At 62.8% G+C, this 13,826-nt stretch carries 18 protein-coding genes; 10 read left to right on the forward strand and 8 right to left on the reverse strand.

The window, feature by feature from the left end:
- Positions 1–195: 195 nt before the first annotated feature.
- The 4 genes from LCM4577_RS30640 (at position 196) to LCM4577_RS30655 (ending at position 4,836) form a co-directional block, all read left to right on the forward strand.
- The gene (locus LCM4577_RS30640) at positions 196–1,725 is read left to right on the forward strand and encodes a sodium:solute symporter family transporter (protein WP_052468044.1); all 1,530 of its coding nucleotides are present in this window, start codon (positions 196–198) and stop codon (positions 1,723–1,725) included.
- An 11-nt stretch (positions 1,726–1,736) separates the two neighbouring features.
- Entirely contained in the window at positions 1,737–2,048 is a 312-nt protein-coding gene (locus LCM4577_RS30645; protein ID WP_071074696.1) for a hypothetical protein, read from the forward strand.
- A 139-nt stretch (positions 2,049–2,187) separates the two neighbouring features.
- Entirely contained in the window at positions 2,188–3,504 is a 1,317-nt protein-coding gene (locus tag LCM4577_RS30650; RefSeq protein ID WP_244508477.1) for an NtaA/DmoA family FMN-dependent monooxygenase, read from the forward strand.
- 15 nt (positions 3,505–3,519) lie between these two features.
- Positions 3,520–4,836, forward strand: a complete 1,317-nt coding sequence (locus tag LCM4577_RS30655) for an LLM class flavin-dependent oxidoreductase (RefSeq protein ID WP_071074590.1) — start codon at positions 3,520–3,522, stop codon at positions 4,834–4,836.
- 38 nt (positions 4,837–4,874) lie between these two features.
- Here LCM4577_RS30655 and LCM4577_RS30660 read toward each other — a convergent pair whose 3' ends face one another.
- Positions 4,875–6,752 carry an ABC-F family ATP-binding cassette domain-containing protein gene (locus LCM4577_RS30660; RefSeq protein WP_071074591.1) on the reverse strand — a complete coding sequence of 626 codons (1,878 nt, stop codon included), beginning with the start codon at positions 6,750–6,752 and terminating at the stop codon, positions 4,875–4,877.
- 105 nt (positions 6,753–6,857) lie between these two features.
- Here LCM4577_RS30660 and LCM4577_RS30665 point away from each other — a divergent pair, with 105 nt between their 5' ends.
- The 4 genes from LCM4577_RS30665 (at position 6,858) to LCM4577_RS30680 (ending at position 8,535) form a co-directional block, all read left to right on the forward strand.
- A complete protein-coding gene (locus tag LCM4577_RS30665; protein WP_041010790.1) occupies positions 6,858–7,103 on the forward strand; it encodes a hypothetical protein in 246 nt (81 codons plus the stop codon).
- A gap of 204 nt (positions 7,104–7,307) precedes the next feature.
- Positions 7,308–8,033 carry a lysozyme inhibitor LprI family protein gene (locus tag LCM4577_RS30670; protein WP_071074592.1) on the forward strand — a complete coding sequence of 242 codons (726 nt, stop codon included), beginning with the start codon at positions 7,308–7,310 and terminating at the stop codon, positions 8,031–8,033.
- Between the two features lie 31 nt (positions 8,034–8,064).
- The gene (locus LCM4577_RS30675; RefSeq protein WP_131803313.1) at positions 8,065–8,259 is read left to right on the forward strand and encodes a hypothetical protein; all 195 of its coding nucleotides are present in this window, start codon (positions 8,065–8,067) and stop codon (positions 8,257–8,259) included.
- A gap of 75 nt (positions 8,260–8,334) precedes the next feature.
- Positions 8,335–8,535 carry a hypothetical protein gene (locus tag LCM4577_RS30680; RefSeq protein ID WP_131803312.1) on the forward strand — a complete coding sequence of 67 codons (201 nt, stop codon included), beginning with the start codon at positions 8,335–8,337 and terminating at the stop codon, positions 8,533–8,535.
- Positions 8,536–8,635: 100 nt separating this feature from the next.
- Here the strand turns inward: LCM4577_RS30680 and LCM4577_RS30685 are convergent, their stop codons facing one another.
- The 6 genes from LCM4577_RS30685 to LCM4577_RS30710 form a co-directional block, all read right to left on the reverse strand.
- On the reverse strand, positions 8,636–8,938 hold the full coding sequence (locus tag LCM4577_RS30685) for a hypothetical protein (protein WP_131803311.1): 303 nt from the start codon (positions 8,936–8,938) through the stop codon (positions 8,636–8,638).
- A 6-nt stretch (positions 8,939–8,944) separates the two neighbouring features.
- Complete coding sequence (locus LCM4577_RS30690; RefSeq protein WP_040984823.1) at positions 8,945–9,385, reverse strand: MucR family transcriptional regulator; 441 nt, start codon at positions 9,383–9,385, stop codon at positions 8,945–8,947.
- A 188-nt stretch (positions 9,386–9,573) separates the two neighbouring features.
- Positions 9,574–9,711, reverse strand: coding sequence for a hypothetical protein (locus LCM4577_RS30695; RefSeq protein WP_157900519.1), 138 nt, complete (start codon positions 9,709–9,711; stop codon positions 9,574–9,576).
- Positions 9,712–9,740: 29 nt separating this feature from the next.
- Positions 9,741–9,965 (reverse strand): hypothetical protein, encoded by a 225-nt coding sequence (locus LCM4577_RS30700; protein WP_244508478.1) that lies wholly within the window; start codon positions 9,963–9,965, stop codon positions 9,741–9,743.
- Positions 9,943–11,067: a DMT family transporter gene (locus LCM4577_RS30705; protein ID WP_083354913.1), complete on the reverse strand. Its 1,125-nt coding sequence runs from the start codon at positions 11,065–11,067 to the stop codon at positions 9,943–9,945. Before LCM4577_RS30705 ends, LCM4577_RS30700 begins: the two co-directional genes overlap by 23 nt.
- Positions 11,067–11,900 carry a hypothetical protein gene (locus LCM4577_RS30710; RefSeq protein WP_040984759.1) on the reverse strand — a complete coding sequence of 278 codons (834 nt, stop codon included), beginning with the start codon at positions 11,898–11,900 and terminating at the stop codon, positions 11,067–11,069. The genes LCM4577_RS30705 and LCM4577_RS30710 overlap by 1 nt, the downstream gene beginning before the upstream one ends.
- Before the next feature lie 113 nt (positions 11,901–12,013).
- Here LCM4577_RS30710 and LCM4577_RS30715 point away from each other — a divergent pair, with 113 nt between their 5' ends.
- Positions 12,014–12,982, forward strand: coding sequence for a LysR substrate-binding domain-containing protein (locus LCM4577_RS30715; protein ID WP_071074593.1), 969 nt, complete (start codon positions 12,014–12,016; stop codon positions 12,980–12,982).
- Positions 12,983–13,310: 328 nt separating this feature from the next.
- Here the strand turns inward: LCM4577_RS30715 and LCM4577_RS30720 are convergent, their stop codons facing one another.
- On the reverse strand, positions 13,311–13,493 hold the full coding sequence (locus LCM4577_RS30720) for a hypothetical protein (protein ID WP_040984755.1): 183 nt from the start codon (positions 13,491–13,493) through the stop codon (positions 13,311–13,313).
- A 151-nt stretch (positions 13,494–13,644) separates the two neighbouring features.
- On the opposite strand from LCM4577_RS30720, the gene LCM4577_RS30725 reads away from it, so the two are divergent.
- Positions 13,645–13,812: a hypothetical protein gene (locus tag LCM4577_RS30725; protein ID WP_198540329.1), complete on the forward strand. Its 168-nt coding sequence runs from the start codon at positions 13,645–13,647 to the stop codon at positions 13,810–13,812.
- Positions 13,813–13,826: the final 14 nt, after the last annotated feature.

Genomic DNA, 13,826 nt, shown 5'->3' on the forward strand with positions numbered 1-13,826 from the left:
AGCGGGTTTTGCGGGAGAGGTGTAGGGCCAGATAGACGGTCAAGACTCCCCTGCGCGAGCCTATTTATCTACTAAATCTATCAACTTTATAAAATTCTTTCTCGGCGGTCGCACACCCGGTGTTTAAGTTCCGCCCGGCGCTGGCCCAGTGGGGACGAAACGCTTTGCAGCCAGCTAACGAGCGGGACATTTGACATGGACAAGACAACTCTCCAATTGACACAGGGGCTTACCCCGACTCTGGGCTATTCGCTTCTCGTGGGGCTCGGGTTGGCCACCCTCGTGGCGGCGATCGTCATTCGCCGGCTGCTGGTGCGCAACACCCACGACTTCATCATCTCCGACCGCAAGATCGGGTTTGGCTTCGGCGTCGGCTCGGTAATCTCCGTCTGGACCTGGTCGATGGCGGTGATGATGACCTCCGCCATGACTTTCGAATGGGGCCTGTCGGGCCTGTTCTGGTTCGTGGCGCCGAATGGGCTTGCGGTGATGATGCTGATCCCGTTCACGCGCGTCCTGCGCCGGCAGATGCCGAACGGCTACACGATCTCCGAGTTCACTAAGAACCGCTTCAAGCAGTCGGGAGTCGCGACATCCATCGTGACGCTGACGATGGTCTTCGGCATCGTCCTGGAGATCCTGATCAACCTGAAGGGCGCTTCGGTGGTCATGTCGACGATCTTCAATATCGACTGGACCTATGCAGCGCTTGTCGGCCTTATCTCGGTGTTGGTCTATTCCTATTTCGGCGGCCTGTGGACGAGCGTCATGACCGCGACCATCAACCTTCTGATGATCACGGTGCCGGCGGCGATCATCGTCTCGCTGGCCTTCGACAAGGTGCCGGGCGGCGCGCTGGCGGTCGTCGCCAAGGTCGGAGAGGTGAACCCCGCCAATCTGTCGGTGCTGCGCTGGGACGCCGCCGCCGGTTTCGGCATCACCCTGGCATTCGGCATATTCGCAGCCGCCATCGCCGACCAGACCTTCTGGCAGAAGGCGTGGGCGATCAAATCGGAATATGTCAACCGCACCTTCCTCTGGGCCGGCGCGCTGTTTTATCCCATCCCGATCGCGCTCGGCACACTCGGTCTGATCGGTATCGCATACGGCCTGAACCTATCGGATATCGGCGGCGACTCGGCGGCGATCGGGCCGTATCTGATTTCGCATCTCGGCCTGCCGTTCTTCATCATCATCGGTTATGTGCTGATGATCCTGGCCGCCTGCTACTCGACGATCGACGGTGCCGGGTCAGCGCTTTCCTCAATCGTCGCCGTCGACATCGTCAAGCGCTTCGCCCCGAGGACGGCTGAAAGCCGGCTGTTCGTCATCACCAAGATTTCGACCCTGATAGGCGGCCTGGTTGCCTTCGGCATCGTCCTTTCCGGCGTCGACTTCACCACGCTGGTCCTGACCACCTATGCACTCAAGACCTCGATCCTGCTGCCGCTGGTGCTGGCGATCCTTTGGCCGCGAACCAATACGATCGGCTTCGTCGGGGGCATCGTCCTGGCGATCGGCATCGGCATGCCGCTGCGCCACGTCTACGGCGATCTGGTGGGAACGATCAGCATCGTCGCGATCAGCGGCCTGACGGTGGTGCTGGGAGCGCTCATCCGACCCGAACGCTTCGACTACGCCGCCCTGCGGCAGAGCACCACACTGGACGCGAACGCAACGGCTGACAGCGCCCTGCCCGGCGCCGTCACGGCACCGGCTGAATAAGGGGAATGGATATGTCGGCAATCACTCTCATCATCACGATCGGCTCGGTGCTGGCGACGGCGGTCTTTGCCGCCGGATACTGGCGTGGCGTACAGAACGCGATCAACGACTTCCGCCAAGGCGAAACGGAAGAGGCGCCGGTGCCGCAGGACGGCCATTGGGGCGGCATCGCCTTGGCGTTCGCACTCTCCATCGTCAGCATAGCAGGCATCGGTTACACGCCGTGTTTCGTCTATGCCGGGCCGTTCCTGGTGCTGGTAACGACATTCGGCGTCGGCCTGGCCTTCTTCATCGAAAAGAAGGTGCCGGCCACCAAGCCATAGATCGCGATCCGACGACCACCGGTCGGTCGGGCGTGGCGCGAACGGCTTCCGGCGCGCCACGCCCTCACCGCGCGCAAATCCGAGAGCCGGCGCTTCAGGGTGCCAGCAAAAATCAGTTTTCAAGTACCGAGACCAGTCCGTGACCAAGAAGCAAGCGCACTTCCTCGGATTTATGCAGCATGGGGTTAACAGCCATGCGACCGGCATGTGGCGGCATCCCAAAGACAAGGTCGGCTGGAATTATGCGCGCCCCGAATACTGGCAGCACATGGCTCGGACCATGGAGCGCGGTCTGTTCGACGCGATGTTCATCGCCGACGAGCTGGCGCCCTACAACAGCTTTGCCGACAACTCCGATGCGACCGTGAAATGGGCCGTTCAGTGCCCTACACACGAACCATCGACCCTGGCGCCGATCGTCACCGGCGCCACCACCCATCTTGGCGTCGGGCTGACGCTGTCGACCGCATTCGAACATCCGTACTCGATGTGCCGCCGGCTCTCCAGCCTGGACCATCTTTCCAACGGGCGCATCGCTTGGAACATCGTCGGCTCCTACTCGAAAAGCGAGTGGGATGCCTATGGCGCGCAGATGGACGACCGCAGCCGCCGCTACGATCGCATCGAAGAGTATCTCGAGCTCTGCCTGAAGCTCTGGAATTCATGGGAGCCGGACGCGATCGTCGCCGACAGGAACAGCGGTATCTACGCCGACCCATCCAAGGTGCGCGAAGTGGTGCATCGGGGCGAATTCTTCCAATGCCGCGCCCGACATTTCGTGGCGCCGTCGCCTCAGGGAAAGCCGGTCCTTTGGCAAGCCGGATCGTCCGAGCCGGGCCGCAACTTCGCGGCCAGGCAGGCGGAAGCGATTTTCGCGATCCATCCGAATGTCGACGAGATGCGCCTCTACTCCGAAGACCTCAACCGCCGCCTCGAAAAATTCGGGCGACGTGCCGGCGGCGTGAAGCTTATCTACGGCGTGCAGCCGATCGTCGGCGAGACCCGCGACGAGGCAAAGCGCAAATACGAGACCATCCGCGCCTTGCTGCCGCGGGAGGGGTCGCTTGCGCTGCTGTCGGGCCAGCTCAGCCTCGACTTCTCGAAGTATGATCCGGATTCGCCGCTCGACAGCATCGACGTCCCTGGCATTCAGGGCGTCAGGGACGCGCTGGTGCGCTCGGGTGCCGGCAGCGACGTGACCATCGCCGAGGCGGCGGAAATCTATTCGATGCGGTTCGCCATGCCGACACTCGTGGGAACCGCCGCCGACATCGCCGACCAACTCGAGACGTTCATGGACGAGGGCGGCGCCGACGGCTTCATGCTGCTGGCAACCTACACACCTGGATGCTTTGAGGAATTCGTCGATCTGGTGGTCCCGGAAATGCAGCGGCGCGGCCGCTACCGCAGAGCCTACGCTGGAACGACGTTGCGCGAAAACCTCCTTCAGTACTAACAGTCAGGACCGTCAATGGCAAAGAAAGCACATCTGCTCGGCTTCATTCAGCATGGCGTGAACAGCCACGCAACCGGCATGTGGCGCCACCCGAAAGACAAAGTCGGCTGGAACTATGCGCGCCCCGAATACTGGCAGCACATGGCCCGGACCATGGAGCGCGGCCTGTTCGACGCGATGTTCATCGCCGACGAGCTGGCGCCTTACAACACCCACGCGAATTCATCCGATCCGATCGTGAAATACGCGGTGCAGTTCCCGACGCATGAACCGTCGACCATCGCGCCAATCATCACCTCGGCGACCACGCATCTCGGCGTCGGCGTCACCTTGTCGACCGCCTTCGAGCACCCCTACTCGATGTGCCGCAGGCTTTCGAGCCTCGACCATCTTTCCAACGGCCGCATCGCCTGGAACATCGTCTCGTCCTATTCGAAGAGCGAGTGGGAGGCGTATGGAGCCGAGATGACCGATCGCAGCCACCGATACGAGCGGCTCGATGAGTACATGGAGCTTTGCTACAAGCTATGGAACTCCTGGGAGCTGGACGCGATCATCGCCGACAAGGAAAGCGGCGTCTACGCCGACCCTTCCAAAGTACACGAGGTGGTGCACGAAGGCACATTCTTCCGGTCGCGCGGCCGCCATTTCGTAGCGCCGTCGCCGCAGGGCCAGCCGGTGCTGTGGCAGGCGGGCTCGTCCGACCGCGGCCGCGATTTCGCGGCAAAGCATGCCGAGGCGATCTTTGCGGTGCTGCCGACTGTCGCCCGCATGCGCCAATACAGCGACGATCTCAATACCCGCGTCAGCGAGCGCTTCAATCGCCCGCATGGCAGCGTACGTCTCATCTATGGTGTCCAGACAGTCGTTGCGGAAACACGGGAGGAGGCGCAGGCCAAGTATGAACGGATCCTGGCGTGCATTCCTCCCGAGGGCGCGCTGGCCTGGATGTCGGGCCATTTCGGTCTCGACTTCTCGACATTCGATCTGGACGACCTGATCCAGGACATCGAGGTCCCCGGTATCCAGGGCCTGTTCGAATCGATCCTCTACGCACGCGACGGCGCCCCGGTAACGATCCGCGACGCCGCCATCATCTACGCGCAGGGCATGGGAATGCCCGTGCTGGTCGGCACGCCTGCCGACATCGCCGATAGGCTGGAGGAGTTCATGGACGATGGCGGCGCCGACGGCTTCATGCTGATCGCCACCTACACACCCGGCTGCTTCGAGGAATTCGTCGACCTCGTCGTTCCCGAACTGCAAAGGCGTGGACGCTATCGAACGGAGTATCCGGGCACGATGCTGCGCGAAAACTTGCTGAACGACTGATGCGACCGCGTGCCCTCCCCGCGCGGGAGGCATGACGCTTACTCCGCGATCCCTTCCTCATATTCCGCCGACATGGTCAGCCACTTGTCCTCGTTCACCGCCAGCGTGTGCGCCAGCTGCGAGCGCTCCTTGGCGAGCCGCGTCGCGGTCGAGGGGTCCTTTTCGTAGACGGCCGGATTGGCGAGCTCGTCCTCGATCAGGTCGATGCGTTTGCGGATGCGGTCCATCAGCGCCTCGGTGGCGCGGATTTCCTTGGCCAAAGGCTCGAGCGCGGCGCGGCGCTGGGCGGCCTCGCGGCGGCGGTCGGCCTTGGACGCCTTGTCGGCTTCCTTCTGTTCGCGCCGGTTGGACGACACGCCGGTGACCAGGGTTTTGTAGTCCTCCAGGTCGCCGTCATAGGGATTGACCGCGCCGTCCTTGACGAGCCAGAGCCGGTCGGCGGTGGCTTCGAGCAGGTGCCGGTCGTGCGAGATCAGGATCACGGCGCCCGGAAAGTCGTTCAACGCATGGATCAGCGATTCACGGCTGTCGATGTCGAGGTGGTTGGTCGGCTCGTCGAGGATGAAAAGGTTGGGTCCCTCGAAGGCCGACAAGCCCATCAGCAGGCGCGCCTTCTCGCCGCCGGACAGATCTTTCGCGGCGGTGTTCATCTTCTCGGTCGAGAGGCCGAATTGGGCGACGCGGGCGCGCACCTTGGCTTCCGGTGCGTCGGGCATCAGCCRGCGCACATGCTCGTAGGCGTTTTCCTCCGGACGCAAATCGTCGAGCTGGTGCTGGGCGAAGATCGCCACTTTCAGGCCCGGCGCGATCGTCATGGAGCCGGTCTCGGCCTTCAGCCGGCCGGCGAGCAATTTGGCGAAGGTCGACTTGCCGTTGCCGTTGGCGCCGAGCAACGCGATGCGATCGTCGGCATCGATGCGCAGCGTCATCTTCTTCAACACCGGATTGCCCTCGGCGTAGCCGACATTGACGCCGTTCAGCGCCACGATCGGCGAAGCCACCGTCTTCACCGGTTCCGGGAAGGAAAAAGGCCGCACCGTGTCGTTCACCACCGCCGCGATCGGCTTCAGCTTCTCCAGCGCCTTCAGGCGCGACTGCGCCTGTCTCGCCTTGGAAGCCTTGGCGCGAAAACGCTCGACGAAGGATTCCATGTGCTTGCGTTGCGCTTCCTGCTTGATGCGGCTCTTTTCCTGCAACTCGCGCTGCTCGGTGAGCTGGCGCTCGAACTGATCGTAGCCGCCGCGCCAGAAGGTCAGCTTCTTCTGGTCGAGATGGACGATCGAATTGACGGCGCGGTTGAGCAGGTCGCGGTCGTGCGAGATCAGCAAGACCGTGTGCGGATATTTGGAGACGTAGTTCTCCAGCCACAGCGTGCCTTCGAGGTCGAGATAGTTGGTCGGCTCGTCGAGCAGCAAAAGGTCCGGCTCGGAGAAGAGCACGGCGGCCAAAGCCACGCGCATGCGCCAGCCGCCGGAGAAGGAAGAGGCCGGACGCTTCTGCGCGGCATCATCGAAGCCGAGGCCGGCCAAGATGGTGGCGGCGCGGGATTCGGCCGAATGGGCGTCGATATCGGCCAACCGCGTGTGGATCTCGGCGATGCGGTGCGGGTCGGTCGCGGTCTTTTCCTCTTCGAGCAGAGCCTGGCGCTCGACATCGGCTTTCAGCACGATCTCGATCAGTGGCTCCTCGGTTCCGGGCGCTTCCTGCGCCACCTGGCCGATGCGCGTGTTCTTCGGCAGGCTGATCGAACCGGTCTCCGAAGGGAAATCGCCGGTGATCGCCTTGAACAGCGTGGTCTTGCCGGTGCCGTTGCGGCCGACCAGGCCGGCCTTGGTGCCGGCCGGCAAGGTCAATGAGGCATGATCGAGAAGCAGCCGCCCCGCCATGCGCAGCGTAAGGTCGTTGATGATAAGCATAGCCGCGCTTTTGCACGGGACATCGGCGCTTCGCAAGTGCCAGCGCCCGGATGCCGGCGAAACCCGATAAGGGAACCACTTGCCTGCCGAAGCGTTTGGAGGCCCGTGATCCGCTATCTCGCCCTCGCCTTCATTTTCTTCCAGGTCGCCACGACAACCGCTCTGGCGACGCAGGTGGTTCTATTCGAGGATGCCCAAATCGCCATCCCAGTCGAATCCATGGGCGGAGCGCCGCCGGCACAGCCAATCTCCGCCCTTGTGGGGGAGATGGCCGGCAGGCCGGAAGGGGACGCGACAGAGCACCTGCTGATCCAAATCGACAACGGAAATATCCCGGCCCGTCGCCCTTGAGTGACTGAGAGTCAGGACAGCGATGCCCCGCCGGGCATCTCCCCGTAAGGGGACCACAAGGAGAGATTGTTCGCTCCTTCGCCGTCGCCGATCCCGCCCGGTCACACTTTGCTTGCCACGTCACAAGTTTGGCGTTGATCGCCGCTGTTGTCTCAACCTATGCTGGCGCGAGTGGCGGGTCGATTCAAACAGAGGGCAGATCAGATGTCTGGCAAAACCACGCTCCTTTCGATCTCACTGGCGGTCGCGATTTTCGCAGTCGCCGCTGGGCTGGCTATGCTTCTCACCACGCCCGCTGCCCGTGCGGCAGCCATCGACTGCGCGGCAGCCAAGACGCAGGCCGACCTTGCTACCTGCACGGCCGCGAATGCCGCTTCGGCGGACGTCGGGCTCAACGCGGTCTACAAGGCGCTGGCGGGACGCCTCGCTCCCGCCGACCTGAAGCGCCTGCGCGACGCGCAGCGCGCCTGGATCCCGTTCCGCGACAAGGAATGCGCCTTCCGCACCAAGCCCTATGCCGATGGCTCGGTGTATTCGACCCTGGTCGAGACCTGCAGGGCGGAGTTGACCAAGGTACGGCTGGCGCAGTTGCAGCACCAACTGCAATGCCCCGAAGGCGACCTCTCCTGCGTACCGCAAAGCGGTGGCGATGCCGCCCCCACGAAGAACGCGCCTGCGACGGCCAAGACCGCGCCTGCGAAACCCGCCCCTGCCCAGGCAAGCCAGAACGACACGAGACCATGCGTGCAATCCGCCGGCAAGGCGAAGTCGGACCAGTACGTCTCGCAGTGCATCCAGGTGTCGCCGGCCACCAATCCGCCCTGCAACGGGCAGAATGCCTGCAGCATGATGATCGACGAGATCAAGCGCGGCTGCGCCATGATCGGCAAGGACAATCCGCCGGGCTTCTGTTCTGCGTACAAAGGCTGAGCGGCGCGGCTCGCGCGCCACAGGTGCCGCGGTGATCAAACGTGCCCCAGCGGAAGATCAACGCGGCACGGCAAGACAACCGCAAGTCCGGTTTGTCGGAATATTGGCGGTACAAGCGACGATGCCACCAAAAAAGGACGGCAAAATCTTACGAGCCAAGCGTGATGCTTATCAAAAATTGATTTCAGTTTTATCGGAAACCTGCAAATCTGTAGACGCGCCGTGAGTCGGGAGTGGGCGCCAACGATAACTTGGTCCCCGTAACTTGGCCCAAATAACTTGGCCGTGTCAGGAGCTCACGATGGATGGAGCGCCCAGCGATTTACGAACGTTGAGATATGTCGCGGAGATCACGCGCAAGCTGGCGAAAATGCTTTCGCGCACGCGCTATCAGATGCTTGTCTATCTTCTTGAAATGACAGCGGTTGAGGCGGAGAGCCTTGCCGGCGAGCAGGATCCCAAACGCACCCGGCCGGTCAAGCCGTCTCAGGCCCGACGCTAAAGCGCGTCGGGATCTTTCGGATTCGCTCGATGCGCTTTAGGTTTTTGATTTTACGCATGTCTTCATCCCGAAACCGGTTCCCACTTTCGGGAGACATGCTTTAGCTCGCGCGCGGCAGACCTTTTGCTGCAAGGCGATCCAGAATGACCAGGCAATTCCGCCTGCGCATTTCGATGGTCGACGGGTCGTCGCGTTCGACGATGGCGCGCTCGAACCGGTCAAGCGCGTCGAGCGCGGCAAGCATATCGCCGGACGGCTGGCCCAGCGAAAACAGGATGCGCCGCGCCCTGATGCCGTCGGCCGCATCCACCGAGGACTGGATGGCTACGCCACGGCGCAGCGCACCGAGGACAGCCAGATGGTCGCGCCATGGTAATGGCGCGACGTCGGCCGTTGCAGCCACCATGCCTCAGGCCTTGGCCTTGCGCTTGCCCTTGCCCGCGTCGCCGGCCGGCTTGCGACCAAGGCCGGACGATTTGGCCAACGCCGAGCGGGTCGCCGAGTAGCTCGGCGCCACCATCGGATAGTCGGCGGGCAAGCTCCATTTTGCGCGGTATTCGTCCGGCGTCAGGCCGTGATCGGTCGCGAGGTGGCGCTTCAACGACTTGAACTTCTTTCCGTCCTCGAGGCACACGATGTGGTCGGGGAAAACCGAGCGCTTCGGGTTGACGGCTGGCGTCAGCGCCACCGCCTCCTTGACAACGCTATCGCTGGCGAGCTTGCGCACCGAGGCGCTGACGCTGGCGATCAGGTCAGGCAGGCCAGAGGCAGGGAGCGGGTTGTTGCCGACATAGGCCGAGACAATGTCGGCGGTCAGTTCGATTGCAGTCTTGTCGTCGATGTTGGACAATTTTTTCACCTTCTGCTGGCCCTCAAATCGCCAGGCGTTTTTAAGACTTTCGTCGGTGTATCGTATTGGACCTGTCCCCCAACGGACCGTCCATAGTCAGTAAAGCTACCAGACTCAATACAGGGGTGATGTTTCTACGCGGGCTGGAGACGCGCAAGTTAGGAATTCTAATAGCTATAGCTAACTTTTTATAGCACCGGCGGTGCGCCCGGATGCACAAAAGGCGCTATAGCACTTCGATTTGCGATGGAAGTTGCTGAAAAATCGAAGTTCAGGCCAAGTTCCAGCACGGCAAGCATGATCCCGCCGGCCGGATACTTGACCATGCGCGATTCGGCGGCCCCACGGCAAATCGCTATCTGGCGGCGGCACCGCGCCTGAGCTCCGAGGACGGCTTCTCCGCGAGGATCTCCAGCACGCGCTTCCAGCGCGCGCAGCGGCCGAAATCCTTCTGCTCGATGGCCTTTTCCGCCTTCATGGCCGCATAAAGCGGCGCCTCCGCGCCAAACTCCCTGACCAGCCAATGCGCCTCCTGCCTGGCGCGGCGTTCGTCCTCGTCAACGGCCATTTTGGACATCATGCCTGGTCTCCATACCTTCGATCCCGACCACAAGGCAGCTGCCGATGACGAGGACGGCGCCGGCAACCGCCGTCATCGACAGGCTTTCGCCCGAGAGCGTCAGCAGAAACGTGGAAGCTATCGGCGTCAGATAGGCGACGACCGCTATCCTGCCGCCATGGTCGAGCTTTGCCGCGCGCGACCAGAAATAGTAGCCGAGCCCCATCGGGCCGGCGCCGAGATAAAGGCCGAGCAGAAGGTGCGCGCCGCTCGGGCGCACGACGCCATCATGCAGACACCAGGCGAAGGTGAGCGCGACGCCGATCAGCGCCGAGGGCAAAAGCAGGCGCTCCGGCGACACGGTAAGATGGCCGACAGCGAGCGAGTAGAAGGCCATGCAGAGCGCCGAGCCGAAGGCGGCGAGATAGCCGACGAGGCTGCCACCTTCGAACCAGGCCCTGTTGAACCAAAAATGGGCGCGGCCGCCGGAAATCACCAGCGCCACGCCGACAAAGCCAAGCGCCGCCGCCAGCCCGAGCAGCAGCGGACGCCGCGGCCGGCCAAGCACGATGACCGCAGCGGCGGTCATCAACGGCCAAGTATAGGCGACGAGATTTGCTTCGATAACCGGCATCGAGGCGAAGCCGATATATTGCAGCACCATCGTGCCGACCAGGCCAAGGAAGCCGACGGTATAAGCGGCAAGCGCGGACGTTCCCTTCTCCCGTTGTGGGAGAAGGGGGTCACGCGAAGCGAGGTCAGATGAGGGGTGCTCCGGGGAACGCCGACGTCTCACTCCGCTGGAACACCCCTCATCCGTCTCGGCGCTGCGCGCCGATCCACCTTCTCCCACAAGGGGAGAAGGAGAAGCGCTCATCAGCCGGATCAGCGCAAAGACCAGAGCCGCGCCGCAAAACTGCAGGAGCTGGACCTGCGACACCGGATAGGCGGCAAGCAGCGTCTTGCCGACCAAGGCGTTGGTCGCCCACAGCGCCACGGCGCCGAGGGCGAAGGCCAGCGACGCCCCGAGGGCGGCGCCGGAACGGCTTTGGCTTTCCGGCACGACCGGCCCGAGGCGCAGCGACACTGAAGGCGGCTGACGCTCGACCGGATCGTGGCTCATTACCACGACTCCCTCGCCCCGCCGGCAACGGGCTCCGCGGCGGGCTGCGGCACGGGATGCTCTTCGGCATGGCGGCGGTAGGCGGGCAACTGGTTGGTCCAGACATCCTCGGCCAGTTCGTTCACCCAGGCACGGTCATGGTCGTTGTCGGCGGCGAGGTAGAACATGCGGTTGTCGTCGACATAGGGTTTGGTCGCCGAACGCTGGTTGAGCACCAACGTGACGCGCTCGCCGAGCTGGATCGGCGCCGTGCGGTGGAGCACGCCGAGGAACTGGCCGAGCGTGGCATAGTTCATCTTGTGGTCGATGCGCATGATCTTGTTGCGCGGCAGGTCGCGGCCGGATTCCAGGATCGAGCGGCCGGTTTCGGAATCGTCGCAATAGATCTCGAGATGGCCGCCGATGAGCGGCTCGCTGATCGACAGCGGAATGAGCTCGGTCACCGGAACGCCATCGCAATGCCATTCGACCGCGCCGTCCTTGGGATTCATGAAGGTGACGGTCGAGCCGACGATCGACAGCGGATACGGCTCCAGCTTGGTTCCCATCATGTCGGACAGCTTTTCCAGGCGCAGTTTGTCGTGCAAAAGCTCCTTGATCTCCGGAATGTAGCGGTCGGCGCCGGTGATGAAGGTGAGGTCGAGATGCTTATGCACGGCATGGCTGGCTTTCAGCTTCAGGGCAGCTTCCTCGATCGCGGCAAGCAGAGCGGGGTCGTAACCATGACGATACTGGGCGACGCCGAAGGTCGACACTTTCCAGGCCGTCTCATGACCAATGATGGCCTCGCGGCTCATTGCACAGCGCAGTTCGGGAATTGTATGGGCGTTCATTCTACTTTCTCCAAGGTGGGGGCAACACTTGGTTAACAGTCATTTAAACGCCTACCCCTGTAAATTTAGGAATGCTGGTGGTAGCGTAAGCCCAGCTTAAGGTCGAAAACCCCGTGCGTCTGCTCAGTCAGGTCAACCTCAACTCGCTGAAAATCGTGGAGAGCGCCGCGAGGCACAGGAATTTCACGCGCGCCGGCGAGGAGCAGTTCATCACCGCTTCCGCCGTCAGCCAGCGCGTGAAAAGCCTGGAGGATCAGCTTCGCTTCAAGATCTTCGAGCGTGGCGGCAACGCCGTGTCGCTGACGCCGGAGGGCGAGACCTATGTCGCGCGCGTGCGCGAGGCGCTGGAGCGCATCGTGGCGGCCAGCATGGAGGCCACCGGCCAGTCGCAGGCGCATGTGCTGCGCATCTGCGTGCTGCCGACTTTTGCGGCGCGCTGGCTGTTTCCGCGGCTTTCGGCCTTCCAGCATCAATATCCCGAGATCGAGATGCGGGTGTCGACCTCTTACGCCACGCATGAATTCTCGAATTCCGAATACGATCTCGAAATCCGTTACGGCGACGGCAACTTTCCCGGCCTCACGTCGGAACTGCTGTTCAAGGAAGATCTGACGCCGGTGTGCAGCCGCAAGCTCTTCCATGAGGTGCTGGGCAACAAGCCGCTGTCGAAGGTGGTGCCGGAGGACCTGCGCTACTTCACGCTGCTGCATTCCGATACCTGCACGCAGAACTGGCAGTCATGGCTGGGCTTCGCCGGCGCGAGCTTCGTGCTTGGCGAAACCAGGAGCGTCTATTWCGATAGCTGCATGATGTCCTACGAGGCGGCGAATGCCGGAATGGGCTTTGCCGTCGCCAACCGAGCCTATATGGCAAGCGACATCCGCGCCGAAAGGCTGGTGGCGCCCTTCGCGGTCCACCATCCCAACACGGCGGGCTGGTATTTCGTCAGCCCCATCAAGGCGCTCGGCGCCCGCAAGGTCGAGCTGTTCAAGCAGTGGATCATGGCCGAGGCGGCGCTGACGCAACGCCAACTCGACGTCGAGATCGCCGGCGGACAGCAGGGCCGCTCGGCGCTGGCGTGAGAGCCAGGATTGCCGCCTACCAGCGTTGGCGCACTTCTTGCTCGACGCCTCCAGTACCCAACCGTCGGCACCGGTCGCCACTTCGTGCATCAAGACACGACATCCAAGGCACGCGAAGGCGGACCCCGGCGGATTTCAGGATTTTTCAGTGATCTTTCCGCTTATAGCCGGCTACCGCGATCACGCCATGACGCAACGTCGAGACTCAGCTATGTTGGATCGTGCGGCGGGCCTGATTTTCCCGCTTGGCCGGCGCTACCCAGCTTCCTCCCAAGCAGCGCCGGCCTTCTTCGTTTCAGGCCGACAACAATTGAACCCGCCCCCTGCCCTATTGCTTCGGCGCTGTACCCTGCTGGTCTCCGCCGGTGGTCGATTTCGGCACCGGGTTCTTGTCGACCTGAGGGTTCCGGTTGACTTCATCGCCCGGTGCCTTGGTGGGCTGCACGCTGTTGTCRCAGGCGGCGAGCACGAGCCCTGCCGCGAGAGCCAGCAGTACAGGAAGTTTCTTCATGACGACCTCCTCTCGTTCGCCCCTTTCATGAAGGGCAAACGAGGCGATAGCGGTTTGGTTGCGTGGACGGTGGTTGCGTAGGCGGGTGGGAACCAACAAGCCCGCGTCCGGTTGAAATCCCGAGCCAATCGAACGCAACGAGGAACTGATCATGGTCCGCCTTCTGCTTGCCGGCCTTTTTGCCTACACCGCCTATCGCGTTGCCGTGAGGATCATCGACGAGGTGCCGGGAAACGTCGCGCCGCTGGATATGCCGAGCGACGAAAGGCGCAGGCTACGGCGGCAGTCGGCCGCGATGGGGGTGGAACCGAAGCGGTAGTTGCCTCGGGGGCA

It is taken from the genome of Mesorhizobium sp. LCM 4577, from assembly GCF_001854795.2.
Lineage (GTDB): Bacteria > Pseudomonadota > Alphaproteobacteria > Rhizobiales > Rhizobiaceae > Mesorhizobium > Mesorhizobium plurifarium.

Bases quoted from the DNA above. Each gene is read 5' to 3' on its own strand.
- LCM4577_RS30640 (WP_052468044.1), top strand. From the start codon at position 196: ATGGACAAGACAACTCTCCAATTGACACAGGGGCTTACCCCGACTCTG.
- LCM4577_RS30645 (WP_071074696.1), top strand. From the start codon at position 1,737: ATGTCGGCAATCACTCTCATCATCACGATCGGCTCGGTGCTGGCGACG.
- LCM4577_RS30655 (WP_071074590.1), top strand. From the start codon at position 3,520: ATGGCAAAGAAAGCACATCTGCTCGGCTTCATTCAGCATGGCGTGAAC.
- LCM4577_RS30670 (WP_071074592.1), top strand. From the start codon at position 7,308: ATGTCTGGCAAAACCACGCTCCTTTCGATCTCACTGGCGGTCGCGATT.
- LCM4577_RS30680 (WP_131803312.1), top strand. From the start codon at position 8,335: ATGGATGGAGCGCCCAGCGATTTACGAACGTTGAGATATGTCGCGGAG.
- LCM4577_RS30695 (WP_157900519.1), bottom strand. From the start codon at position 9,711: ATGGTCAAGTATCCGGCCGGCGGGATCATGCTTGCCGTGCTGGAACTT.
- LCM4577_RS30700 (WP_244508478.1), bottom strand. From the start codon at position 9,965: ATGATGTCCAAAATGGCCGTTGACGAGGACGAACGCCGCGCCAGGCAG.
- LCM4577_RS30705 (WP_083354913.1), bottom strand. From the start codon at position 11,067: ATGAGCCACGATCCGGTCGAGCGTCAGCCGCCTTCAGTGTCGCTGCGC.
- LCM4577_RS30710 (WP_040984759.1), bottom strand. From the start codon at position 11,900: ATGAACGCCCATACAATTCCCGAACTGCGCTGTGCAATGAGCCGCGAG.
- LCM4577_RS30725 (WP_198540329.1), top strand. From the start codon at position 13,645: ATGGTCCGCCTTCTGCTTGCCGGCCTTTTTGCCTACACCGCCTATCGC.